Annotated in this window: 14 protein-coding genes; all 14 read left to right on the forward strand. The window is 53.7% G+C overall.

The window, feature by feature from the left end; genetic code table 11:
* Positions 1-16 precede the first annotated feature (16 nt).
* The 14 genes from I8J30_RS18575 to I8J30_RS18640 all read left to right on the forward strand — a co-directional run bounded on the left by I8J30_RS18575 (position 17) and on the right by I8J30_RS18640 (position 25,890).
* Entirely contained in the window at positions 17-6,529 is a 6,513-nt protein-coding gene (locus I8J30_RS18575) for an S-layer homology domain-containing protein (protein ID WP_210660571.1), read from the forward strand.
* A gap of 189 nt (positions 6,530-6,718) precedes the next feature.
* Positions 6,719-9,931, forward strand: a complete 3,213-nt coding sequence (locus I8J30_RS18580; protein ID WP_210660573.1) for a CARDB domain-containing protein — start codon at positions 6,719-6,721, stop codon at positions 9,929-9,931.
* Positions 9,932-10,125: 194 nt separating this feature from the next.
* Positions 10,126-12,984: an S-layer homology domain-containing protein gene (locus I8J30_RS18585; protein ID WP_210660575.1), complete on the forward strand. Its 2,859-nt coding sequence runs from the start codon at positions 10,126-10,128 to the stop codon at positions 12,982-12,984.
* A 798-nt stretch (positions 12,985-13,782) separates the two neighbouring features.
* Positions 13,783-14,697, forward strand: coding sequence for a sugar phosphate isomerase/epimerase family protein (locus tag I8J30_RS18590; protein WP_210660577.1), 915 nt, complete (start codon positions 13,783-13,785; stop codon positions 14,695-14,697).
* Positions 14,697-15,773, forward strand: a complete 1,077-nt coding sequence (locus tag I8J30_RS18595) for a Gfo/Idh/MocA family protein (RefSeq protein WP_210660579.1) — start codon at positions 14,697-14,699, stop codon at positions 15,771-15,773. The genes I8J30_RS18590 and I8J30_RS18595 overlap by 1 nt, the downstream gene beginning before the upstream one ends.
* Positions 15,770-16,594 carry a sugar phosphate isomerase/epimerase family protein gene (locus I8J30_RS18600; RefSeq protein ID WP_210660581.1) on the forward strand — a complete coding sequence of 275 codons (825 nt, stop codon included), beginning with the start codon at positions 15,770-15,772 and terminating at the stop codon, positions 16,592-16,594. The genes I8J30_RS18595 and I8J30_RS18600 overlap by 4 nt, the downstream gene beginning before the upstream one ends.
* A gap of 119 nt (positions 16,595-16,713) precedes the next feature.
* The gene (locus I8J30_RS18605; protein ID WP_210660583.1) at positions 16,714-17,205 is read left to right on the forward strand and encodes a serine hydrolase domain-containing protein; all 492 of its coding nucleotides are present in this window, start codon (positions 16,714-16,716) and stop codon (positions 17,203-17,205) included.
* A gap of 49 nt (positions 17,206-17,254) precedes the next feature.
* Positions 17,255-18,076, forward strand: a complete 822-nt coding sequence (gene coaW / locus I8J30_RS18610; protein ID WP_210660585.1) for a type II pantothenate kinase — start codon at positions 17,255-17,257, stop codon at positions 18,074-18,076.
* Between the two features lie 171 nt (positions 18,077-18,247).
* Positions 18,248-19,969, forward strand: coding sequence for a cache domain-containing sensor histidine kinase (locus tag I8J30_RS18615; protein WP_210660587.1), 1,722 nt, complete (start codon positions 18,248-18,250; stop codon positions 19,967-19,969).
* Positions 19,966-21,384, forward strand: coding sequence for a response regulator (locus I8J30_RS18620; protein ID WP_210660589.1), 1,419 nt, complete (start codon positions 19,966-19,968; stop codon positions 21,382-21,384). The genes I8J30_RS18615 and I8J30_RS18620 overlap by 4 nt, the downstream gene beginning before the upstream one ends.
* Before the next feature lie 177 nt (positions 21,385-21,561).
* Positions 21,562-23,295 (forward strand): type 2 periplasmic-binding domain-containing protein, encoded by a 1,734-nt coding sequence (locus I8J30_RS18625; RefSeq protein WP_210660591.1) that lies wholly within the window; start codon positions 21,562-21,564, stop codon positions 23,293-23,295.
* Positions 23,296-23,376: 81 nt separating this feature from the next.
* The gene (locus I8J30_RS18630; protein ID WP_210660593.1) at positions 23,377-24,276 is read left to right on the forward strand and encodes an ABC transporter permease; all 900 of its coding nucleotides are present in this window, start codon (positions 23,377-23,379) and stop codon (positions 24,274-24,276) included.
* Between the two features lie 18 nt (positions 24,277-24,294).
* The gene (locus I8J30_RS18635) at positions 24,295-25,182 is read left to right on the forward strand and encodes a carbohydrate ABC transporter permease (protein ID WP_210660595.1); all 888 of its coding nucleotides are present in this window, start codon (positions 24,295-24,297) and stop codon (positions 25,180-25,182) included.
* 39 nt (positions 25,183-25,221) lie between these two features.
* A complete protein-coding gene (locus I8J30_RS18640; RefSeq protein ID WP_210660597.1) occupies positions 25,222-25,890 on the forward strand; it encodes a helix-turn-helix transcriptional regulator in 669 nt (222 codons plus the stop codon).
* Positions 25,891-25,902: the final 12 nt, after the last annotated feature.

Here is a 25,902-nt window from a genome sequence, read left to right on the forward strand (position 1 = left end):
AAGGTGGAATCTATTTATGCGGAAAAGCCAGATGCGCCGTTTATCGATGCTCGTTATGGTCCTGTTTGTGCTGGGCACTTACTTCCCTGTTTTTCCCGGCGGGGGAGCTCAGACTGCGGAGGCTGCCGAATTAGCGGAAGGAAGCCTGACCCCATTCGTAACGATACAGAACAATTACACGGGGAAGCTGCTGTTGGCCTCGGAAGATGGGAAGGTTGCCTACGGTACACCCGAAGAGACGGATCAAGCGTCACATTGGCAACTGGAGACGATCTCCTCGGCGGAGGATGTACAGACCGTTCGGATTAAGAATCGCGAGACCGGCACCTATATGTCGGTGGAGAACTGGGAGAATTACGGAAGTCCGGTCCAATTATCGGCTTCAAGCGCAGATTCATCCGTTTTGGAATGGAATATTATGAATGCGGTTTCAAATGGGTTCGTGAACATCCAAAGCAAGGTGAATGCAGCGAATTATCTACATATGGAGAATAAGACCGGCTATGCCCAGTCCAGCTCCATCCCGCCGGAGTGGGGGTCCGCTCAGTGGAAGCTGACGCCGGTAACCGACTATGTCCGGTTCAAGAATTACTATAAACCGAATCCGGCAGACCCGGATAAGTACTTAATGGCCAAAGACGGCAAAGTCGGCTATGGCAACCCTGATCCGGCAGACCCGGCTTCGCATTGGGCGATCGAACAAGACGGCGAGCAAGTGAGGATCAAGAACCGAGCAACCGGCCAATTCATGTCGGTAGAGCATTGGACCGATTGGGCGAGCCCGGTCGAGCTGCTGGACGCCGGTGACAATCCGGCGTATGTGCAGTGGAAGATATTAAATGCCGTTAATGCCGGTTTCTATGTCATCCAATCCGCGGTCGATGCGAATCGCTATATTCATGTTCAAGACAACACAGGGTATGCCCAAGGAGGCGTTATCCCGCCTGATTGGGGAACCCCGCAGTGGGCAATCGAAACGGTAACCGTGAAGGAAGCGTACAATCCGAATCCAGATCCGGGAGAATCGGGTCCGGCCTATGTCCGCATCAAGAACGACTGGCTCGGCTTGTATATGGTGGAAGACAACGGAGAGCTCAAATACGGCAACGCGCTGATCGGCGACCGCGCTTCGCATTGGTTGGTTGTGAAGGAAGACGGGGTACAGCGGCTGCAAAATCGGGAGACCGGCCATTATATCAGTCTATCCGGCGTGACTTCCGACAAAATGGCGGTCAAGGTCGTGGCGGCAGATGAGAGCGCGCCACCGGAGCAGCTGATTATCGACAACTTGAATACGGAAGGCAACAAGCTGATTCGCAGCTCTTCGGTGGAAGGTCGGTATCTCCATGTGGAGAAGAAACTTGGTTTTGTGCAGTATGGACCCATTCCCGCGGAATGGGGCAGTCCGAAATGGTCGTTCATTCCGGTGCGCGATCAAGATATTCCTCATTATATTCGATTGAAAAACAGCTACAGAGGCTCGTATTTGGTCGAAGCGAACGGTCAAGTCATGGCCCGTGATGCAGAAGCGGACAACGCGCTGTCCCACTGGCAGCTGGTGGATGCAGGCAACGGATTCATGCGAATCAAGAACCGGGCCACGGGTCATGTCATGAATGCAGAGGGCATGCAGGAAGGGGCGGAACCTCACAAGAATCCGCTGCGCAGCTCGGACGTGGAGGAGAGCTGGACCAGTGCCAAGTGGACGGTAACGGAGCCTGCCTCCGGCGTGTATGTGTTCAGGAACGGCTATCAGACGGATCAAGTGATTCATGTGGAAGACAACTTGGGTTACGCCCAATCCAGCAATATTCCCGAGTTCTGGGGAAGCGCGCAGTGGGTAGCGGAGGATGCGCCGGCATCTCAGGAGACGGTGCTGCCGGATGGATTTACTCGCCTGAAGAATGCGGACACCGGCTTATATATGCTGGAAAACGAGCATGGCGTTGTTCTCTGCGGAACTGCGAATGCAGACGATGCCCGTTCTCATTGGTCCTTCAGCCAGCTAGGGCAGACGGAAGGACATTATCAACTGATCAACCGAGCAACCGGTCATGCCGTAGTCATGGATGCTAAGCTCCCGTATCTCCAAGGCAAACCGGCAGCCGTCAGTACCGCTTCCGATCAATGGGCGGTGGAAACGGCGCAGGGCAATTCGAACCTGCTGCTGCGCAGCGTGGAGCGTCCGCTGGAATATGCCCATGTGCAGGACCGGATGGGATTCGTGCAGCTGGGACTCCGTTCGATAGAATCGCCTGCGCTGCAATGGGTTTTGGAGACCGCACCGGAGGAAGGTCATATTCCGGACGTCGGCAGCGCCTCCGACTCCGTCTGGACGGGACGGACGGATGCCGGTTATTTCAAGCTTGTGAATGAAGCAGGCGGTAAAGCCGTTGCCGATGTGAACGGCGTTCCGGGAACGGCGGCTTCGGACGCCGGCGCGACGAATATGGATTGGCTGCTGCAGGACGAGAACGGCTACAAGCTGATCCGCAATCTGGCGTCAGGGGCGTATTTGGCCGCTCAATATGGCAAGCTTGTCATGCAGCCGTCGATAGGAGTCGACAGGGCTTCGGAGGCTGCCATGCAGTGGCAAATGACGGAACGGAACGGCATAACCGTGCTGGAGAGCGTGGATGAAGCGGGAATGCTGCTCCGGGTTTCAGGCGGCGGGGTTGATTTAGCAGAGGGGCAGGCCGATTCGCCTGCTGCAGGGCAGAGATTTGCGCTCGTGCCGGTGAAGATGGACGTAGACTATGAGGCGGAGCAAGCCTTTGTAACCGGCGGCGTGGCAGCCTCGATAGAGGCGAAAGGCTACACGGGTACAGGATTTATTGAAGGCTTCCAAAGCGTTGGTGCTGCTGCGGTATTCTCCGTTTTCGCAGATCAAGCCGGCGATTATGACGTGGTGCTGCGTTATGCGAATGGCGCTGCGTCCGGTCAGCGATTGACAGCTAAGGTGAATGGGTTGAAAGCGGACAGTTTGAATTTTGGCGCGGGATCGTCTTGGGATGATTGGAAGGCGCTTAACCTGAAGCTGAAGCTTCGCAGAGGCTTGAATACGGTAACGATCGAGTATGGAACCGGGGATACGGGCTCCGTTTTCTTGGATCGACTGACTTTGAAAAACGCGGTGTCTCCTGCATATAGGGGAGCAAGCGTAACCTATGATCAATTGGAAGCAGAGCACGCGAATACGAATGGTGAAATTCTCGGACCGGATCGGACCTATCATGCAGCGGTTTCCGAGGCATCGGGCAGGCAAGCGGTACGCCTCCGTGAGACGGGAGATCGAGTGACATTCACGCTGAACCATCCAGCTAACCGAGTAACCGTCCGCTATTCGATCCCGGATTCGGCAGATGGAGTCGGCACGGAGTCGAAGGTTGGCCTGTATATCAACGGCGAGAAGCAGTCTGATCGCGTATTGACCTCTAAGTACGCATGGGTATACGGTTCCTATCCATGGACGAACCGTCCGGAGGATGGCGATGCCCATCGCTTCTTCGATGAAAGCAGCTTTGAGCTAAGCGATCTTCCGGCAGGAGCCACGCTTGAGCTTCGCAAAGAAGCGGGCAGCGAGGCGGATTACATCCTTGTCGATTTGATTGAGACCGATTGGGCAGATGCTCCCTATGAGATGCCTGCAGGTTTCCTGTCCATTACCGAATATGGTGCTGTTCCGGCTGACGATCAGGATGATACGGAAGCGATTCGGCGTGCGATTGCGGCGGCTAAGCAGCAAGGCGCCCAAGGAGTCTGGCTTCCGGAAGGGACCTTCCGCGTAGACGGCGGGCCAATCGAGCTGTCGGATATTACGATTCGCGGTGCAGGCAAATGGCATACGGTGCTGGCAGGCGGCGGGTTTATGGGGAAAGGCAATCACATTCAAGTGTTTGATTTGGCGATTGACGGCGAAGTTACCGCAAGGCGGGATGAAGAAAAAGAGTCCGGCTTCGACGGCACCTTTGGCGCAGGGTCGACCATCCAGCAGGTGCGCATCGATCATACGAAGGCCGGAATTTGGGTCACGCGCCAAGAGCTGGCTGACGGCACGTCGCTGGCTACGGACGGACTGTACATTGCCGGCGTACAAATCCGCAACACCTTTGCGGACGGCATCAACTTCAGTACAGGGACGAAACATGCCATGGTCGAACAAAGCCAATTGCGCAATACAGGGGATGATGCCCTTGCAATATGGGCAAACGGCGAACAGTCCGTAGGCAATACGTTCCGCTTCAACACGGCGGAACTGCCATGGCTCTCCAACAATATTGCCGTTTACGGCGGCCAAGATATTCGGGTATCCGACAATCTGGTTTCGGATACGGTAGCCTTCGGGGCGGGCATAAGCGTGAGTACGCGCCATAACCCGCAAGCCTTTGAAGGCGAGACGATTGTGGAACGCAACACGCTGCTTCGCACCGGAGGACGGGAGCACAATTGGCCGGCAGACTTCGGCGGATTGTTCCTGTTTACCGACAGCAGGGAGATGACGGGGCAGATTGCGATTCGGAACAATCTCATCCAAGACAGCACCTACCAAGGCATATCGCTGCTCGGCGAGAAAGCAACGGCAGGTATCGTGCTTGAGCATAACGTGGTGGACGGAGCCGGAACTTGGGGCATCCATGCTGCGGGTAATATTAGCGGCATGGCTACGTTCGGGAATACCGTCGTCAGAGGTGTCCGTGTCGGTGAATTTATGGACGGGGCGCAAGGCTTTGAATTCCGGACTAAGGATGCCGGGTTTAGCTTCGACGCGAAGCCTTTTGAGGTACTGCTAGGCGGCGTTTCCACTTCCATTGCATCGTATCGACTGGAAGCAGGAACGAGCCGGCCAGCTGCTGTTATCGTGGATCAGCTTCCGGTTACGGATGGTGTAAGCTGGTCGATCTCGGATTCCGAGATCGCATCCGTGGATGAGGCCGGTCTGGTAACTGCCAAACAAGCCGGAAGAACAACGATGACCGTCACGAAGGACATGATGGCCAGAGCGTTCACTCTGGAGGTAGTAGATAAGACAGCTCCGGCGTGGAAGGAAGGCAGCAAGCTGAAGCTGACGGCAGAAACCGACGCCGCTTGGACGGTTGAATGGCCTTCTGCACAGGATAACGGCGCCGTCTCGGCATACCGGGTTACTTGGGGCGGGAAGTATCGGATTGTATCTGCGGATGTGCTTCAACTGAAGCTAACGGAGTTGGCTTCAGGTACAGCGTACGCGGTCCGAGTCGATGCACGGGACTCGTCCGGCAATTGGACGGCGCTTCCGCTTACGGCATCCTTCACAACCGCGTCAGTATTGCCTTCTCTACCGGCAGGCGGAGCAGATCATGCATGGATTGATGAGAGCGAGACTGCGCAAGGAGTACCGGTATTCAAAGTGGATCAGGCTGAACTGAAACGCAGATTGCTTGAGCTGCAGAGCGGAAGCGAGGCCAAAGAACTGGTCATTGCGACGGGATCGAAGGAGCCTGCAGCTGAGGTCGTGCTGCCGGCTGCGACTCTGCGTGAAGGCGCAGAGGGAGCAGGGGACACCGTCATTGTCATCAATCACGCCGGAGCGTCCTATGTGCTGACGCTTAGCAAGATTGCCGCGCTGCTCCCAGCGGACTCAAACGCAGAGCTGCGGATCATTATCCGGCAGGTAGCACCCGGAGAAGAGGGCAGCCTTTCTGAAGGTTCGACGGGAATCGAACTGCGCAGCAGCATCTATGAGTTCCGCTTATCCTTGGAGGTTAAAGGATCAGCAGCTGCAGAGCTGCATGATCTTGGCGGCGTGTATTTTACGAGAGTGATCCCGGTAAGCGGCGATATTTCGTTCGATACGGCAACCGGTGTCGTCTATGACGAAGCCGCCAAGCAGTGGCGCCATGTTCCGACGCATTTCACTAAACTGGCAGACGGTACGGTAGAAGCGACCATCCGGAGCGTGACGAACAGCCTGTATGCTGTCATCGACCAGCCCGTTTCTTTCAAGGACCTACAAGGGCATTGGGCAGCATCAGCCATTCAGGCTCTGGCATCGAAGCGGATCGTATCCGGATCGGACGGCGCGACTTTCCGGCCGAATCAAGCCGTAACTCGTGCTGAGTTTACCAAAATGATAGCCGAGGCGCTGGGACTTCCGGCTGCTGCAACTAACCGATTCAAAGACGTATCGTCAGAGGCTTGGTACAACGGAGCAGTCGGCGCCGCAGTGAAGGCAGGCATCATTAGCGGCTATACAGATGGCAGCTTCCGCCCGAAAGACTTGATCTCCAGGGAGGAAATGATGGTTATGCTGATGCGGGCGTACCGTGCTGCCGGCCATGCCAAGGATTCGACTATTAGGGAACAGAACGTAACGTTCAAGGATGCCGATCAAATCGCTAATTGGTCGCTTCCATCGATTAAAGAAGCGGTCGCGCTGAAGCTTGTTCAAGGCCATGCAGATGGCAGCATCGGACCGAAGCAGCAGGCAACGCGGGCGGAAGCGGCGATGATGCTGACGAATCTGTTGAAAGCATTGGCATTCCAGAACTAGAGGCATCATCTCATCACTGGATTCCACTCGCCTTCTCTTTGCTTAATGAGGGGGCGAGTGGATCATCTATTGAAGCAATCGTTAAGGAGGTGGGGCCAGCCAGCAAAGCTAGCATGATGGCTAAGGTACAGAGTTACATAATTGTAGATGTTCCGCGGCTTGGATGGATAACAATGAGGAGGTCTGTTAATGCGTAGTAGAAGTAAACTTGCCGTATATGTAATGATCGTGGCACTCATCTTTTCCCAATTGGTCATCTTCCCCCACATGGCGAAAGCCGCCGGTGGACCTGACTTGGTTGTAACGGGCATTACATGGACGCCCGCAAACCCTGTCACAGGCAATGAGATCTCCTTCAGCGCGACGATTAAGAATCAAGGTGCTGATCCGAGCCCGGCAGGCGTTGTCCATGGCGTGTTATTCGCGATAGACGGAACGTCCGTAAGCTGGAGCGACAATTACACTTCTTCCATTCCGGCGGGTGCATCCGTAACGGTAACGGCTACAGGAGGTCCGAGCGCGAAAGCCTCATGGACCGCAACTTCCGGTAGGCATACGGTGAGCGCCTATGTGGATGATGTAAACCGAATTGCGGAATCCAATGAAAGCAACAATACTTGGAGCCAAAGCATATCGTTGTCCGGCTCGGGAACGCCTGACCTGGTCGTAACCGATATTACATGGACGCCGGCATCCCCTCAGACAGGCAATGAAGTTACCTTCAGTGCTGTCATCAAAAACCAAGGAACTGCAGCGACATCGGCAGGTACCATACACGGCGTGCTGTTTACCGTAGATGGGACCTCCGTGAACTGGAGCGATAATTACACCTCTTCCTTAGCTGCCGGTGCGTCCGTGACGGTAACGGCAACCGGAGGCCCGAACGCTAAATCTTCGTGGACTGCGGCATCCGGTACGCATACGGTGCGTGCTTTTATCGATGATGTGAACCGAATTGCGGAATCCAATGAGTCGAACAACACGTTTGACAAAAGTATTACTATGGGTGCGGGAGCCGGAACAGCGGATCTCGTCGTCACCGATATTGCCTGGTCACCGGCATCCCCTCAGACAGGCAATGAAGTGACCTTCAGCGCGATCATTAAGAACCAAGGAACAGCGGCAACTCCGGCAGGTACCATTCATGGCGTCGTATTCTCCATTAACGGTACGTCCGTCAATTGGAGCGACAACTACACCTCATCCATACCGGCGGGCAGCTCTGTCACGGTAACAGCTACGGGAGGCCCTAACACCAAGGCTACTTGGACGGCTGTGGCCGGCACGCAGACCGTAAGAGCTTTTGTGGATGATATTAATCGGATTACGGAATCAAATGATAATAATAACACGCTCGATGAAAGCATCTTAGTGAGCGTACCAAGCAAGCCTGACCTCGTCGTAACAGATGTTACATGGTCGCCTGCGGCACCTGCGGCAGGGAATGCCGTTACCTTCAGTGCAGTAGTGAAGAATCAGGGAACGGCTGCTACGGCTGCCGGGACGGCGAGCAACGTATCCTTTTATGTAAACGGTACCAAAGTAAGCTCCGTCATCAACTACACCACATCCATCGCAGCGGGCGCTTCCGTAACGCTCACGCAGAATTCCGGATCATGGACAGCCGTCAACGGCATTCATACGGTAAACGCTGTTGTAGACGAGACATCGCTGATCAGTGAGTTAGATGAGAACAACAACAGCTACAGCAAAAGTCTCACCATCGGAGTCGTCCAGAACTATGGCGCAACCGTACCTTATGACAGCTATGAAGCAGAGGACTTAACAATCGTCGGCGGATCCGTAACCGGTCCAAGCACGACATGGACGACTGCGGAATCGGAAGCATCAGGCAGAAAAGCAGTACGCCTGGCACAAGGCCAATCCGTTGAATTAACGCTGAGCAACCCTGCACAGGGAATAGTAGTCCGTTACTCCATGCCGGATAGCGCAACGGGTGCAGATATTTCCCAAAATATCAGCCTCTATGCGGGCACTGTCCATGCAGCGGATATTTCGTTGACCAACCGATACGCCCACCAATATGGACAATATGGCTCTGACGGCGCGGAGATGCAATGGTCGAATACGCCGGGCATCAATCACCATCGCTATTTTGACGAAAGCCGTGTCCTTCTAGGTCAGCAATATGCGGCAGGTACGAAGATCAAGCTCCAGTGGGATGCCAATGATTCCAATCCTTCGGGAAACAGCTATGTACTGATCGATTTCATCGAAACAGAAGCCGTTCCTGCGGCGATTGCCAAGCCATCGGATTATGTGTCGATCACGAACTATGGGGCAACGGCCAATGACGGCGTAGATGACACGGTAGCTATGACCTCGGCTATTGCGGCAGTGAATGGCACATCCATTAAAGGCGTATGGATCCCTGAGGGCACCTTCGACTTCAAAACCGGAACAAGAGGCACGACTAAAATCAAACTGCCGAGCGGAGTGTCCGTTAAGGGGGCAGGTATGTGGCGCTCGACGCTGCAGGGCGCTTATGCCGGCATTCTTTTGCAGGGCGGGAATGTAACGCTCTCCGATTTCATGATCAAGGCTGAGGAGACTTATCGCTCGAACGCGACGGGTATTGCCGGCATTGAAGGAAACGCACTCAATTCCACGATTATGAATATTTGGATGGAGCACACGAAGGTTGGCCTGTGGTTGAACGAAGGAACGGCGAATGCGCTGGTTTCCAAACTAAGAGTACGGGATACTTGGGCGGATGGAATCAACATTAACGGTGGCACGCTGAATACAATTGTGGAGCAAAGCAACTTCCGTAACAATGGTGATGACGGGATGGCCATGTGGTCGAAGTCGTTGAATGGCGGTACGGGAACGGTAGAGGGCAGCACATTCCGGTATAACACGGTACAGATCCCGAACCTCGCGAACGGCATCGGCATTTACGGAGGCGAAAATAATACGGTAAGCAATAATCTCATCCTGGATACGGTCGATAACGGCTCGGGCATCCAGTTCGGCACCAATCATAGCCCTACGGCGTTCACGGGTACGCTTACGATTACGAATAACAAGCTTGTGCGGAGCGGCTCGTACCACCATGATTACGGCTACCAAATCGGAGCAATCTGGGGGTATTGGGTCAATAATAACGGTCTGGCCCAAGGCTTGACCGTCAATGTGAGCAGCAATGTGATCGACAGCAGCACGTATTCCGGCGTATTTATCGAAGAACCAAGCGGGGGCGCGGTCGTGAATTACACGGCGAATACGATCAACAATTCGGGCACTTATGGGGTCTATATAAGAGGCTCCGCGAATGGATCGGCAGCGTTCAACACTAATACGGTCAATGTCGCTCCGTCCGGGAAGTTCAAGAATGATTCGCCGAGCTTTACGGCAACGGGTTCGGGGAACAATTGGTAAGCTTTTTGGTGGATTAGAGTGATGGAACAAGCCGGCGCCTGCAGGGTGCCGGCTTGTTTGCTTTGCTGCGCGGGAAGAGGTTAATGGATAGCAAGGAAAGTCAATAGGATGCAATAGTAACGCTCATGTCGCGATTGTACAATTAGTAGGAAATGTAAGCTCTAGGAGAAACTTAATCAGAGAGGAAAGATGAGATGAAGAAGCGAATAGGCGCTTTCGCGATGGCCATGATGATGCTTGCACCTATGAATTCGTACGCGGCTGATGCTGTGGTTCCCTCGACGGACGGCGTAGTTTACGGTAACAATCTTGTTCCTAACGGTGATTTTGAAAGCGGTGCCATTGATTGGCCGAACTGGGTCAATATTAATATCGGCAAGGAAGCTCCACATGGGAAAGAGCAGGCTTTGAAAATCCCTGCCGGCTTTGGCATCACCGGACTTGATTTCGGTGCGCTTGAACCGAATCGGACCTATCGTTTTGGCGCTTGGTACAAGTTTGTGAATGGGGATGCAGGCGGTAATTTGAAGCTGACGCTTGGCAAGAGCTTCTCGAAGCAGCTGGATTTTACGGAGAATGATGGGGAGTATCACTATGTCGAAACGATATTTACCGCACCTCCTGAGCTGATGCCTACCTCGAATTCGAATCTGACGCTTGTGAAGTGGTCAGGCGCGGATTTCTATCTCGATGATGTGGTGCTGGAGAAGGTTTCGAGTGCGGAGGATGTGAAGAAAGAGGCCATTGCGCCGGCTTTCCTGCATGCTACAGATAATTCGGAAACCGCAGTCGACCTCGTGTGGGAGAAGCCGAAAGGGAATCCGGACGTGAAGTATACGGTGTATCAGGATGATAAGGCCGTCGGGGATACGGCGAATCCTTCGTTTACGGTGGAGGGGCTTGAGGCCGGAGGCGTCTACAACTTTAAGGTTGTTGCAGCTAAGGACAACCAGACTTCTTTTGCAACGAATACGCTTAATGTGCATACGGTAACGCCGCTTCCCGCGCTGACGAAGGAGCTGTATCCGGGCCAAATCGGCGTAGGACTGGAGGGGCTTGGCGGGCGTGGATACGAATTCGCCGATGCGGCCAAAACGTTGCGCCAATGGGTGAAGGCAGACGGCAGCGAAGGCGTAAAGGTGGATGCCAATGGCTGGCCGACGGAGGATGCGGCGACCGTATTCTTCGACCATCGCCCGGTTGCGGCGTGGTTGAACGATATCGATGATCCAACGAAGCAATTTCCGGATATTAGCGGCGTGTATAAGCTGTCGTTCAAAGGGCAAGCGGTGCTTGGCAATATGGATGCCTCGAGTCCGTTCAAGGTAGAGAATCAGAAGTATGACAAGAAGTCGAACACGACGACGGCAGATATAGTATTAGCTAAAGGCAGCGGCTTGCTGTATATGACTTTCACGAAGACAAGCGGCGGCGTTAGCGACGTGAAGCTCATGCGTCCGGGTTATTCTGCAGGCGTTACGTTCACGAAGGAGTTTCTGCAGGCGCTTCAACCGTTTGGCACGCTTCGTTTCATGGACTGGCTGAGCACCAACAATAACAATCCGGCTTATCCGGCGGTTACCGAGTGGAAAGATCGCAAGCTGACGACAGACGCTACGCAGCTGCTTCAAGATGGGACGCATGGCGTAGCCTGGGAGTATGTCATTGCATTAGCTAACCAAACGGGGAAAGACATTTGGATCAATATTCCGGTTGCGGCAAGCGATGATTATGTGAAGTCGCTCGCGTCCCTGCTGAAAGCGAAGCTTAATCCCGGAATTAAGATTTATGTGGAGTATTCCAATGAAGTGTGGAACGATCTGTTCACGCAGCAGGCGTACAACAAAGCCGCGGCTATTGCCGAAGGGGCGAAAGAGGGATCGGCGCTGAGTCAGTATACGATGCAGTCGTATTTTGACGATCCGAACGATGGCGATTATACGCCGCAGAAGCGTTCATGGACGCGCCACCGGATTGCGCAGCGGTTGATCGAGATCGGTCAGCAGTTCCAGACCGTCTTCGGCGAAGATGCGCTGAATACGCGCGTTAGACCGGTGCTCAGCTGGTTTGCAATCATTCCGGATCAGTACGAGGATATGCTGAACTGGGTTAGCAAAACGTACGGTGCTCCGAAGAACTATTTCTATGCGATTGCCAGCGCGCCGTACTTTAATTCGAGCGCGGCAAGCGATGCGGCATCGACAACGGAAGTACTGACGGCGATGCAGGAAGACAGCAAACGGTTCAGCAGCCCGGATGAAACGAAGCAGGAACTGATTGGTTTGGCAGATCAATATGGCCTTAAGTCGTACACCTATGAAGGCGGTCCGGACTCCGGCGGCGGCAGTACGATCAACGTGGAGAATCGCATTGCCGCGCATCGTTCGGAGCGTATGGGCGATCTCGTCAAATACGACGTCGGCAACAACTTCCTGGATCAGAACGGCGACATGTTCATGTACTTCACATTGACGAGCGGTTACAACCGTTACGGCATGTGGGGGGCATCTGAGGATATCCTCGACAATCTGGACACGCCAAAATACGAAGCGCTGACTTCATTGCTTGGTACCGATGTGCAGCCGTTCAAAGACGTGGCGAAATCGCATTTCGCTTCGGAAGCTATCAAATCGTTGTACGCCGCCCACATCGTGACAGGCGAGAATGGAAGCTTCCTGCCGAAGCGGCTGCTCACGGGCGGCGAGCTCGAAGGGATGCTGAATCGCGTAGGGACGTACGTGCAATCGCGTTCGGTCGCAGCGCTTGCCGATTATAAGGCAGCGGATTTAGGCGATGGCGCCGTTACCCGCGAGCAGCTGGCCGTGCAGCTGGTGCAGGTCTATGAGGCTGGCACGGGCCGGAAGGTGAAGCACCCTGAAGCGGTGGCGCTGAAGGATGCGAAGCAAGTGACGGCCAAAGCGCTGCCTGCGGTGGAGGCCGCAATCGCAACGGGCCTCTTGTCGGCAGACGGCGGCAAGTTCAAGCCGCAGGCGAAGGTCACCCGCGCGGAAGCTGCAGTCGCGCTCGCGAGATTGCTCGAGTACGTGCGTTAAGGCGAGGAAGCTTGGGGTGTAGGAGTTTGACGGAACGGAACGCCTGGCATGGGCATGGAATGCCATGACGAAATGGGACGGGCAAGTTAACCGGTTACGGTTGGCTTGCCCGTTTTTCTGTGTTGTAGGCGGTGCCTGATATTGCACTTTCGCTTCGCAGTCTCTGCTCCTGCCGCGCGTGAGTACCGTACCCCGTACCCCGAATCCGAACCCGAACCCCCACCCCCGAGCGCCGAAGTTCGCTATTACTTCCAACTAACTGGATTGTTTCAGTAGCTTCGACCACTTGGCTGGTGCTTTAAGCGGCTATTCCGCTAATGGAGTGTATTTTGGCGGGGGTTGTTTACTGTTAGCGGATATACCGCTTACAGAGACGGGCATGGGGGATTGAGGTTAGTTTGAGAGCTGAGAGTAGGTTTTTCCGACTCTCAGAAGCGAAATGGCAGAGTTTAGCAGCTGAGAGTCGGGTTTTGCGATTCTCGGGAGCTGATGCGGGTGGGATTAGGTTAGTTTGAGAGCTGAGAGTAGGGATTTCCGACTCTCAGAAGCGAAATAGCAGAGTTTAGCAGCTGAGAGTCGGGTTTTGCGATCCTCGGGAGCTGATGCGGATGGGTTAGGTTAGTTTGAGAGCTGAGGGACCGGCATGGCGACGTTCAGCAGCCGTCATAAGTAAATGAAAAGCAACGGATGTCAATATTGACGCATAGTACCGCGGCGGGGCAGTTGCTACAATCAAGACAAAGGCTAATTTTGTCGCATACGGCTGAAGTTCAGGGATGGAAGGGATGAGAGGCTACAATGGTTTTCGATGATGGAAGCAGTCCGAATTGGTCGAGCGGGGGAGGGGCACGCCGGCCGTTAACATGGGGATATGCGCTCGTGTGGTACCACGGTTTTATTCGGCAGGGCGACGATTCGGTGTTGGGCAAACTGGATTTTCTGAAGCGGCATGGGCTTGTCACCACCGGCATAGACTTGAGAGAAATGGCAGCTATGGACGAGGCACGCCGCGATCACATAGGTGAAGAGTTGACGAAACATGGGCTGCAGCTGACGCCGCACATCGGCTTTAACTACTTAAACGCCGGCAAAGACGAGCGAGAACGGGAGACGGAGCGCATCGCGGAGCAACTGCGATTATGCCTGCCGCTTATGCGAGGCCAGATTGTAACGACGGGGATGCGAGCCGGTCATCGGTTTGACCGCGTGATGCCGCTCGAAGACAAGCTGGCTCGGATATCGGAAGCGATGGCGCCGATTGCGGCCATTTGTTCGGAGCTCGGGGCTCCGCTAAGCGTGGAAAATCACGGCGACTACTACATCGCGGACTTGGTGCAGCTGTGCCAAGCGACCAAGCAGCTTTACATTTACTTGGATACCGGAAACACCTATCTAATCGGGGAACGACCGCTTCCTGCTTTTGAGCTGGCAGCGCCGTACACGATTGGCACGCACTTTAAAGATCACATCGTAGGTCCGCGTCCGGACGTCTATCCGCTTCAATTCGAAGTGAAAGGCGCAGCGCTTGGTGACGGCGATGTACCGCTGCGCGAATGCTATGAGCTCCTAATGAAGCATGCACCGCTGAAGGATAAGCTGGTCATGGAAATCGAGATGATCAGCCCAACGGATATGGATCCCCAGCTGTGTCTGGAGCGCTCCCTTCGATTCATCCAATCGCTGGAACCTATTGCCAAAGGAGACATTATATAATGAGTGAAGCTAGATTACGCGCAGTCATTATCGGCTGCCGAATGGGATTAAACCATGCGAAGGCGATTGCCTCGCTGCCCGAGTTTGAGCTTGTTGGCTTATGCGATCTGAACGCGGATACGGCTCGTGACGCTGCTATCCAATCAGGCGGCTCCGCTGCGATTTATACCGACTTCGCCCAGATGCTGCAAGAAGTAGAGCCCGATGTTGCAATCATTGCAACACCGACAGGCTCTCACGCGCGTCTTACCATCATGGCTGCGGAAGCGGGAGTGAAAGCCGTCTATTGCGAGAAGCCGATGGCCGTAAACATGGGGGATGCTCGCAAAATGATGGAAGTATGCGAAGCTGCCAATACCTTGCTCATTATCGGTCACCAACGCCGCATGTCCGCGCCATTCATGACGATGCGCAGATTAATTCAAGAAGGTGCAATCGGCAAGCCTCGCCTGCTGCGTGCCACTTGTGCGGGTGATTTCTTAAGCGATGGCACCCATAGCGTAGATATCCTGCTCAGTCTTACGGGCGATGAGAAAGTAAAATGGGTGCTTGCCGCCATGTTCAGACAAGACGTAGAGCCGGGCTTGCCGGATCAATACGATTATGCGATCTTTACCGGCCGCAGGTACGGGCATGCGGTAGAAAGCGGCATGATGGTGACGCTCGAATTCGAAAGCGGTCTCCGCGCGGAATTTCTGACAGGCGATGCGAGACTGCCGGGCAGCGGCTACCAAGACATCGAGGCGATCGGCGATCAAGGCCGCCTATGGCGTGCCGGCGATAGCGCGAACCCGCAGTTGCAAATTCATGATGCACAGGCCGGAGGCTTCCGCGCTGCCGAGCTGGATGCGCCTGACAGCTTCAACGATGGACTGCCGGGCGTGTTCCGTCAGTTGGCGATTTCGATGCATACCGGTGCTCATCATCCGCTTGCAGCATCCATTGCAATCGATGTGATGGAAGTCGTCATGGCTGCATACGAATCGGCAAGACTTGGACGCAGAATCGACCTGCCGCTTCAGCAAGACCGATTCCCGCTGGACATGATGCTGGAAGGCGCGGTGACGGCACCATGAGCATAATTGCTTGTTCCACCTCCGTTCGCTGCGGCTCTACCTTTGAAGAAGCATTAGCGTCCATCTCATCGGCAGGCTTCCGCTACGTGGATATTCTCACCATCGACGGCTGGGTTCACGTCCATACGAGCAAGCTTGCAACCGAACAAGATCTGGCTGAACAAATCAACCGATCCAAGCAGCTGTTGGCCCAATATAGCTTACAGCCTGTGGCCACGAACAGCGGGGTATCTCCACAGCTTCATGACCGTTCGCCCGAAGCCGTATCCCGCAGAAAGGCGGAAACGGCCGGACTAATGCAGTGGATGAAGGCACTCCAAATCAATGTCGCAGCGATTCAGCCGCGGCAGCCCGATCGTTCCCGTCCTTGGGAAGAGGTGCTGGACGATTGCATCGCATCGCTCCAAGAGCAGCTGGAAATCGCACATGCGGCAGGCATCCGGATGGCGCTGGAGTTTCACGCGAACAGTCCGTTTGAGACGATGGAGCAATGCTTGCGATTCATGGAGCGCATGCCGGACATGCCGATCGTCTACGATCCGACCCATTTTGTGATGCAGGGGGTCCCGCTCGAAGAGACGTTCGTATTCCTGGAACGGGCAGCCCACGTCCATCTGCGGGATGCGGCAAAGGATCAGATGCAGGTTCGTTACGGTACAGGTGCGGTCGATTTCCACCGGGTTCTCGAAGAACTGAAGCAGCGCGGTTATCAAGGCGGCTTCTCCATCGAATACTTGCAGACGGATCAATTCGACGTGATGGAGGATGCCGTTCAGCTTTACGAGCGCATCATAGAAGCTTTTCCGGCGGTAACGATTTAGCAGCAGCCGGGCCAAACCCATGGACAATGTTCGTGGGTTTTCGTCGTGCAAAGGATATTTCATGCTGCAAACGAATGTATGAGGATAGAATGGGAATAGTTGATGGAGGCGTAATAATAATGGCAGAGACCCCAATATATAGAGGAACAAATCTTTACACCGCTAGGAATGACGATGACTTCATTCCTCCTTCGCCAGAGCATGAACCGCTCGTTTCGCTTGTGTTTCCGCGAGAAGCCGACTGGCTGGATTCGCCGCTTTTTCGCAGAGGGACTATACCAATGGCTTGCGGCGGGTTATTATCTACTTTGGACGATATACGGAAGTTGGGCGAGATGCTCCTGAACAACGGCGTATATGCCGGAACACGTATCCTAGGCGAGCCACTCGTTCGGCAAATGACGACCGAAGGACTCGGGCTGTTCCTGGATGGCGAGCGGATTGGCACGATGTCGGCGCAAACCTTCTCCCACCATGGATATGGCTGGTCGATGTTCACCGTCGATCCCGAGCAGAAATTGGCTGCGGTCGTATTCGTTCCGGGAGTGGAGGACTTCGTAGCGGAATCGCTGCATCCGACCATGGCCATTATCGGTTCCGGGGTTCAGTAGAATAAAGCAATAGCGCAAGTCTGATCGAGGAAAGCGAAGTGTCTGCAACATGGTAAAAATCGGTGTCGATGCCGGCGGCACATTAATCAAACTGGCTTATACGTATAATCAAGGCGAATCCATCTCGTTTAAGACGTTTCCGGCCTTGCAGCCGGAGGAAGTCGTGAAATGGATTCAAGCTTTCGACGACGAGGCCGAGATCGGCATAACGGGCGGAAAAGCAAGCCTATTGCAGTCCATGCTGGGTCGACCATCGCTTGGGATGGTTGAGTTTGAAGCGACATGCAATGGGGTTCGTTATCTGCTTCGGCAATCAGGGGTCACCGAGGAAGCGCACATCCTGACCAACGTGGGAACAGGCACGTCGATTCATTATTTTGACCAGAGCGGTCAGAAGCGGCTTGGCGGAACCGGTGTCGGCGGCGGAACGCTCATGGGGCTGTCTCAGGTGCTAACCGGGATAACCGACTATCATGAGCTTATACAGCTTGCGGCAGCGGGAGATCGCGACCGAATCGACTTGAAGGTTAAACATATCTATCAAGGTGCGGAGCCTCCGATACCGGGGGATTTGACGGCAAGCAATTTCGGGCGAGTCTTCGCTTTGGCGGCTACGGATACGTTGTCCAAGGAAGAGCTGCTGGCTTCCGTAGTGGGGCTTGTCGGAGAGACTGTGGCAACAGCCAGCGTGCTGGCGGCCACGCCATACGATAGTGCTTCGATTATTTTCGTAGGTTCTTCGTTTATTCAGAACGATCTCCTTAAAGAGGTGGTCGAAGGGTACACCAGGCTGCGCGGTGCTACTCCGCTATTCATCGAGAATGGCGAGTACAGCGGCGCCATTGGCGCGCTTCTGAGTTTACAAGAATAGCCAGGCCGGATTTCCGTTTCGACGGAAGTCCGGTTTTTTTGTGCTCAAATTCAGCGGCTAATTCCACGACAGGAAAAAAAAGTGCTTACAAAAGGACGGATTTCTCTGATAAACTGGAATACAACTTCATCTGCAAGAGTCATTCCCAATAGAAGAAAACGAGGTAATCCTATGCTGTCGCTGCTGCGAGATTCCATTAAAGGCCGCATGATTGTCATCCTGCTCCTCAGCTCCGTTGTGCCCTTGGCTTTAATCGGGAGCATGTCGTATTATTCGTTTCATTCCTTTATGGAAAACAAGCTGAAGCACGGCATCAACGAGAATGTGAAGAAGGAGCTTGTCAGCCTCGATAATATTTTGAAAAATATGAATTTCGCCTCTCAACAGCTCGCACTGGACAAAACGATCACTTCGCGCATTCAAGAGTATCTCACGACCGATGATCAGATTCGCAAAACCGATATTTTGCTGCTCGTTCAGGATCGGATGTCGCTTATCAATTACACCAGTCCGTACGCAGGAGTGCTTGCGCTGGTCGATGCGAAGGATAACCATGCTTTTATTCAGAGTTATCCCATCATGGACAAGATCACGATGTTTGATAATCCGCTGCTGCTGGAAGCGAACGGTGTCTCGTACTTCGCTCCGCATCGTTCGACGGACAAGTACAACAACGACAATACCGAAGTATTTTCCATCGTCCGCAAAGTGAATGATTTCGATACGAACTCCTCGTTCTATGTGTATACCGAAAGCAACTTCAACACATTGAAGCGTTTGTTTGAGAACGTGCAGTATGGCGAGCCTGTCAAGCACCTGCTCCTTGATGCCAAGAATCGGATCGTATTTAGCGAAGATCGCACGAATTTCCCACTGTATGCGCAGTTCAAGATGGAGGATCAAATCTCTGATGATCTGCGTTTCATTGCATCCAGCGAGCAGGGCTGGAAGATCGCCGTGATTATGAAGGGCGATGCCTTTCAGAAGGAAATCAATTCTTGGCTTGGCAAATTCGTCACTGTCGGCTTGTTTACGCTGCTCCTCAGCTTGCTGCTTGCCTACATCTGTTGGCGGACGGTATATAGACCGCTTCATGTATTCCGCCGCGAGATTGAGTGGGTAGGGGATAATCCGTCGTATCGTCCGCAGAAATGGCTGCGGCTTCGGGAGTTCGACGAGGTGCTGGGCCGATTCTATGCGATGAAAGAGCGTGTATTCGATCTGCTGAAGGAAATAGAACGTCGGGAGAAGGCCAGGAGTAACGTGGAGGTCGAGAAGCTGCGGCATCAGATCAACCCGCATTTTATCCATAATACGCTGAATACGGTACAAGTCATTGCGAAGATGAATAAGCAAAATGAGATTGTGAAGCTTATCACTCATTTCACCCGCATTCTGCACTACAACCTGGGCAAAGAAGGGACTCATGTGCGCGTGCAGGAGGAAGTGGATAACATCAACGATTATATGGCGCTGCAGAGTATCCGTTACAGCCACCAGTTTGAAGTGCAAATGGAGGTGGATCCGTCGACGCTGGATGTCCTGATCCCGCGGTTCGTGCTGCAGCCGCTCGTCGAGAATGCGATTTATCACGGCTTCCGCAACCAAGACGGCACGATTAGCGTTCGGATCGAACCTCATACGGGGGGCGGGATTACGATGTGCGTATCCGATAACGGGGAAGGCATGTCGGAGGAACGGCTGCAATCGCTGCTTGAAGAGAAACATCCGGATTCGCGTTCGGTCGGCATGGGCATTGGCTTAAGTTTCGTACATCGTTTAATTCAGGCCTACTATGGAGAGAGCTCCGGACTGCGAATTGAAAGCAAGCTGGGCGTCGGTACCGCGATTACGATTGAAATATGGACAGGGAAGGGAGGCGAGCAGCCATGATCCGAGCCATACTGGTCGATGACGAACATATCGTACGCAAAGGACTCATTCATATTCTTCCATGGCAGAAGCATGGGATGGAGGTTGCCGCCGACTTTGAAGGCGGAGAGAAGGCGCTGGCTTGGATGGAGCATGAGCAGGTCGATCTGCTCGTCACCGATTTGTCGATGCCGGGAATGTCAGGCTTTGAGCTGATGCGAATCGTGAAGGAGCGGTTTCCGAATACGGAAACGGCGATTCTCACCTGCCATCAGGATTTTCAATATGTACAGGATGCGCTGCGGCTTGGCGCGATCGATTATATCGTGAAGACGGAGCTCGACGATGAGAAGCTCGACCGGTTGTTCGGCCGCATTGCCGAGCGGCTGCTCGCGGATCGAGAAGAGAAAACTTCCCGCTCGCAGCCGGCACCGGCTTTCGCGCAGTCTTCGGTAACCTTGCTGCTCGCGCTTAATGCCGACTGCAAAGTGCAGGAGCTGTACGCGCAGCCCGGCTTGAATGACAAACCGCTTGTCCCGCTGCAAGGGAATGCCTGGTTTACGGAGGAACTTGCGTTTCAGCCGGAAGGGGAGGCGCAGGCGGGATTGTCTGCGCGCTGGGCAGTATTTTGCCTGCATCAAGTTGGCGTGAAGGATCGGAGCCGGCTCAAGTCGGTGCTGGATACCTACATTAAGCGTCACTCCTTCTACGTGATGGCAACGACCTCGTCGGCTGCAGCCGTGCATGATTCCATGCAGGATGTGCTGCTGTGGGAAACCAAGCCGGTCCGCGAGGATTGGATCAGAAGCTGGCGGCATTTCGATTGGCTGTTTCAGGATGAAGCGTTCCAAACGTTCCTCGAACAAATTGCCGAGCAACGGCCTGATCCGAACAAGCTGTGCGGCATGATCCACCAGACGGTCTGGGCTTGGAGAAGCATGCTCAGATGGACGGAACGGGAAGAGCTGCTGCAGGAGCTCGGGGGCTTGCAGACCTGGTCGCAGTGGCAGAGCTTCCTGCACCGGCTTCGCCGTTCGCTTCGGGCTATTCTGGATCAGAGCGGGATTGATAAAGATATTACGGCGAGAATGATCCAGTCGATCGAATGGTCGCTGCTGCGATTGGATCAAGGCATCACGCAGGAGGAGGCCGCTGCGGAGGTGCATCTCAGCCGCGGTTATTTCAGCGACTGCTTCAAGCGGACAACCGGCGCGACCTATAACGATTTCATGCGAATGCTGCGCATGGATCAGGCTAAGCGGCTGCTCGTTCACGGCAGCCAGGCGATTCAGGAGATCGCGGCCAAATGCGGATTCGCCGATGAATCGTATTTCCGCAAGCTTTTCCGCCAGGAAACCGGCCGATCACCGCGCACTTACCGCGAGGAAGAAGCAGCCTTGGATGAGTTTATGCACTGGCCCCCGGTGGGCAAGTAAGACGACGAAGCGAAAAATGTCTTCCGATCAGTGAAAATTGTACGATGAAGGACGCATGTTCTGACAAAGTTCAGTCAGGAGATGCGTTTTTTCCATCTAATCCCTAAACGAAAACACGTTATGATTGGAATCGAATCAACACAATACTCATTGTCATAGAGAGGGGCTTTTGACAGCATGGTCAAAAAGTGGGCAAGTTTGAGTTTGCTTGGTCTTATGGTTTTTGCAAGCGCATGCAGCAACAATGGCGGCAACAACAACGCAGCCAACACGGCGGAAGGCAACAAAACCAATACAACGGCTGAACCAACAGAGACAACAGAACCGGCAGCCGAACCAGAGGTTGCAGCGGATCCATTCGGCAAGTACCCGGAGCTGATTGAATTTACGACGATCAGACCGACAATGAACAACCCGAAGTTCCCTGAAGGCGAATCGTATGAAGAGAACGTCTTCAACAAATTCATGGAAGAGAAGCTGAATGCGAAGCCTAAATTTGTGTGGATGGCGCCGCAAGATGGTGACGCTTACAAGAAGAAGCTTGATCTCTCCATCGGCGGAAACGACATCCCGGATGTCTTCCAAATCGTCGGCAAAAACATCACGGAAGTACAATCCACGGTGAAACGTCTCGTTGAAGCGGATATGATCGAGGATTTGTCGACCGTGTATGAGCAATACGCTTCCCCGGCTATCAAGGAAGCCTTCGCTTCCGCGGACAACCGCGGACTAGACCTGTACAAAGTCGACGGCAAGCTCTACGGCATTCCGAGCCAAGGCGGCTTGGAGAACTTCAACTTTGTCTGGGTTCGCGACGACTGGCGCAAGAAGCTGAACCTGGCTGAGCCGAAGACGATCGAAGACGTTGAGGCAATCGCCAAAGCGTTCAAAGAAAAAGATCCGGCGGGCAATGGCACAACGGTACCGATGGCGATGCAGATGCAAACGGAAACAGACGGATTGTTCGGTCCGGGCTACATCTTCGACCAGTTCGAAGCTTTCCCTCGCCTGTTCTATAAGGATGCTTCCGATCAAGTCGTCTACGGCGGCATCCAACCGCAAATTAAAGACAGCTTGAAGCTCATCGCGAACTTCTACAAAGAAGGTCTGATCGAGAAAGACTTCGCGCTTAAAGATACAGGGCAGCTGCAAGAGGTTCTGGCAAGCGGCCGCGCAGGCATCGTCGGTCAAGCATGGTGGGGCGTATGGTACCCCTTGTTCATGACGCTGCAGAACGTACCTGACGCAGATTGGAAGCCATATGCGATCCCTGCCAAAACAAACGGCAAGCTGAACATGGGCGCTATGAACACATCCGGTTCCGTCATGGTCGTTAAGAAAGGCTTCAAATATCCGGAGCTGCCAATGAAATGGCTGAACGTCGTCAACGAAAACGACGATACGGAATGGTGGATCAAAACGACGCAAGAAAAGTATAAAGACGCCAACGAAAAAGGAACTGTCTGGGGCGGCATGACCATCATGCGCACGGACGATATCCTCAACCAAGCGAATGACATCGTAGCTGCCGTAAACGGCGAGAAGGATCCGGCAACGCTTCCGTTCAAGAACAACGATGCGTTCCTGAACATCAAGAAGTTCATTGACGAGCTGCAAACGCAGCCGGCGAGCAAAAACGTGCTGCAGTGGCAAAATACGCGCAGCTGGTATGACGCCATGGGTTCTGCAGCCAAGCTGGGATTCAATACCGTCTACTCCGCATTCGACGGCCAAACGCCTACGATGGAGAAGAAGCTGACGGCGCTTAACGAGCTGCAAATGAAAGCCTACCACCGCATCATTATGGGTAAAGCCGATGCAGACGCCGAGTTCGACCAATTCGTTGCGGATTGGAAAGCGCAAGGCGGAGACGATATCTTGAAAGAAATCAACGAGGCATTAAGCAAATAACTTGGACTTGAATTCCGGAAGGACGCGAGGCAGTGTCTTGCGTCCTTCTGTTCATTACGAATGATATCTGAAGCGGAGGTAATGCGAGTGCGCCGCAAATGGTCTGAGCAAATCCATTTTAACCTGATGCTGCTCCCCGGCATGTTACTTGTCTTATTATTTACGATCTGGCCCATGGGCGGCATTGTGCTGGCGTTCAAACATTTTATTCCGACTAAAGGAATTTGGGGTTCGCCATGGACAGGCTGGGAGAACTATTCCTTCGTCTTTGATACGCCCGTAGCATTGCGCGTTTTTAAAAACACCGTTATTATCGCACTGATGAAAATCGCGTTCGGCTTCTTTATTCCCATCGTATTCGCGCTCATGCTCAATGAACTGCGCATCCATTGGTTTAAGCGCACGGTTCAAACCATCGTCTATTTGCCGCACTTCCTGTCATGGGTTCTGCTCGCGGGTATTCTGAGAGATTTCTTCGCCGTAGACGGCATCGTTAACCAGTTTCTTGGCAAGTTCGGCATTAACGAGATTATGTTCATGGGTGATAACTTCTGGTTCCGTACCATCATTGTCGGCTCCGATATCTGGAAAGAGTTCGGCTTCGGTACGATTATCTATTTGGCGGCACTGACGGGTATTAATCCTTCGCTCTACGAAGCAGCCGATATTGACGGCGCAACTCGGATGCAGAAGCTGAAATACGTCACCTTGCCGGGCATCGCAACCACGATCGTTCTGGTCGGCACGCTCAGTTTGCAAAACGTACTGAATGCCGGCTTTGATCAAATATTCAATTTGTACAACACGCTGGTTTACGATTCCTCGGACATCATCGACACGTACGTGTTTAGGGCCGGTATCGAGGAAGGGCATTATGAGGTCGGAACAGCCATTGGTTTGTTGAAATCGGGCGTCAGCTTCATACTGATCATCATCTCATACGGGCTGGCCAGTCGATTCGCCAACTATCGCATTTTCTAGCAAAAGGAGGAATTCCGCATGGTCCGCAGTCAAACGATGGGCACAAAAGTTGCAGAAGCGGCTCTGATTCTCATTCTTGCGCTCGTTTCGTTCTCATCTTTGTTCCCGATCATTCATAACTTGGCGATTTCCTTCAGCTCACCGGCGAAAGCGATGGCCGGCTTTGTCACTGTATTCCCGAAGGGCTTCACCGTAGATTCGTATACGAAATTGTTTGAAGACAGCGTCTTCTTCCAATCGTTTTGGATTTCAGTCAAACGGGTCGGAGTCACTTGTTTCATCAGCTTCTTCATTTCCTTGCTGATGGCTTATCCGCTGTCCCGCTCGAAGAGAGAGTTCAAGCTCCGCGACGTCTATATGTGGCTGCTCATCTTCTCGATGATGTTTAACGGCGGATTGATTCCGTTCTACCTCGTCATTCGCCAGATGGGCCTGATGAACTCGTTCTGGGTGCTCGTGCTCCCGATGCTGGTTAACGTCTTTAACGTCATCCTGATCGTCAACTACTTCCGCAGTATTCCCAAGGAGCTCGATGAGTCGGCTTCGATGGATGGCGCAGGTCCTTGGTTTAAGGCGTTCCGCATTTATATGCCGCTATCCATGCCGGTGCTTGCGACAACGACGCTGTTCCTGATCGTAACCGTGTGGAATGAATTTATGCTCGGTCTCATCTTCATCAACCATGAGGACAGTATTCCTCTCCAGACTTATATGCAGCAGATTGTCGTGCGGATCGATCCGACGCTTATCAAATCGATTGAAGACGTGAAGCGGCTGGCATCCGTATCCGACAAGACGTTGGGGGCGGCCAAAATCTTCGCTTCCATGCTGCCGATCATGCTCGTCTATCCGTTCCTGCAGCGGTTCTTCATCTCCGGTATTATGCTGGGTTCCGTTAAGGAATAGGCGAGGGTACCGGCTGGCAAAGGAGGTTTGCAGCTAGCTATGCGACAAACAAGTTCGATTAGCTTCGGCGATCTATTGAAACAGGGAGAGAGCCTTCGGGCCTCCCTGGAAGGTGGCGAACGCAGCGCGTACTTCAAGCAATTCGACTCGCTGTTCGCCGCGATTCCGGAAACGGAGAAAGAGGTATGGCTGGAAGCGTATATGATTCTGGCCGCTCAGTTTCTGGCTTTCATGCATAAGAACGGCATCTCCTTCGCGGATCTCGAGCCGCTGGACGCGGATGCGCTGCTGCGCTGGGATGCGCACAGCTCGGCGAGGCAAGCAGCCGATTACTTGCGAGCCTTCGCTGGCGCGCTGCTGCAATGTCCCGACTGCCGGGATGAGGGCGGGTGGCTGGAAAGCCTGCATGTTTACATCGAGAAGCATCTCGACGAGGATCTGTCGTTAACGCGGCTCGCCGAGGCGGTTTACTTCAATCCAAGCTATTTATGCCGATTGTATAAGCAGACTACCGGCCGCGCGTTGTTCGATTACGTCGCCGAAGCGAAGCTGACTAGAGCCAAACGGTATTTGAAAGAGTCTCCGCGCTTGAAGGTTCACGAAATCGCGCGCAAGGTAGGGTTTGGCTCGCCCGCGCATTTCACGCGCGTCTTTAAGAAGCATTCGCTGCTTACGCCTGCGCAGTACCGTGAGGCATATGCGCGATAGAATAGGATGCAG

The sequence above is a fragment of the Paenibacillus lignilyticus genome (genome assembly GCF_017942085.1).
GTDB classification, from domain to species: Bacteria; Bacillota; Bacilli; order Paenibacillales; family Paenibacillaceae; genus Paenibacillus_Z; species Paenibacillus_Z lignilyticus.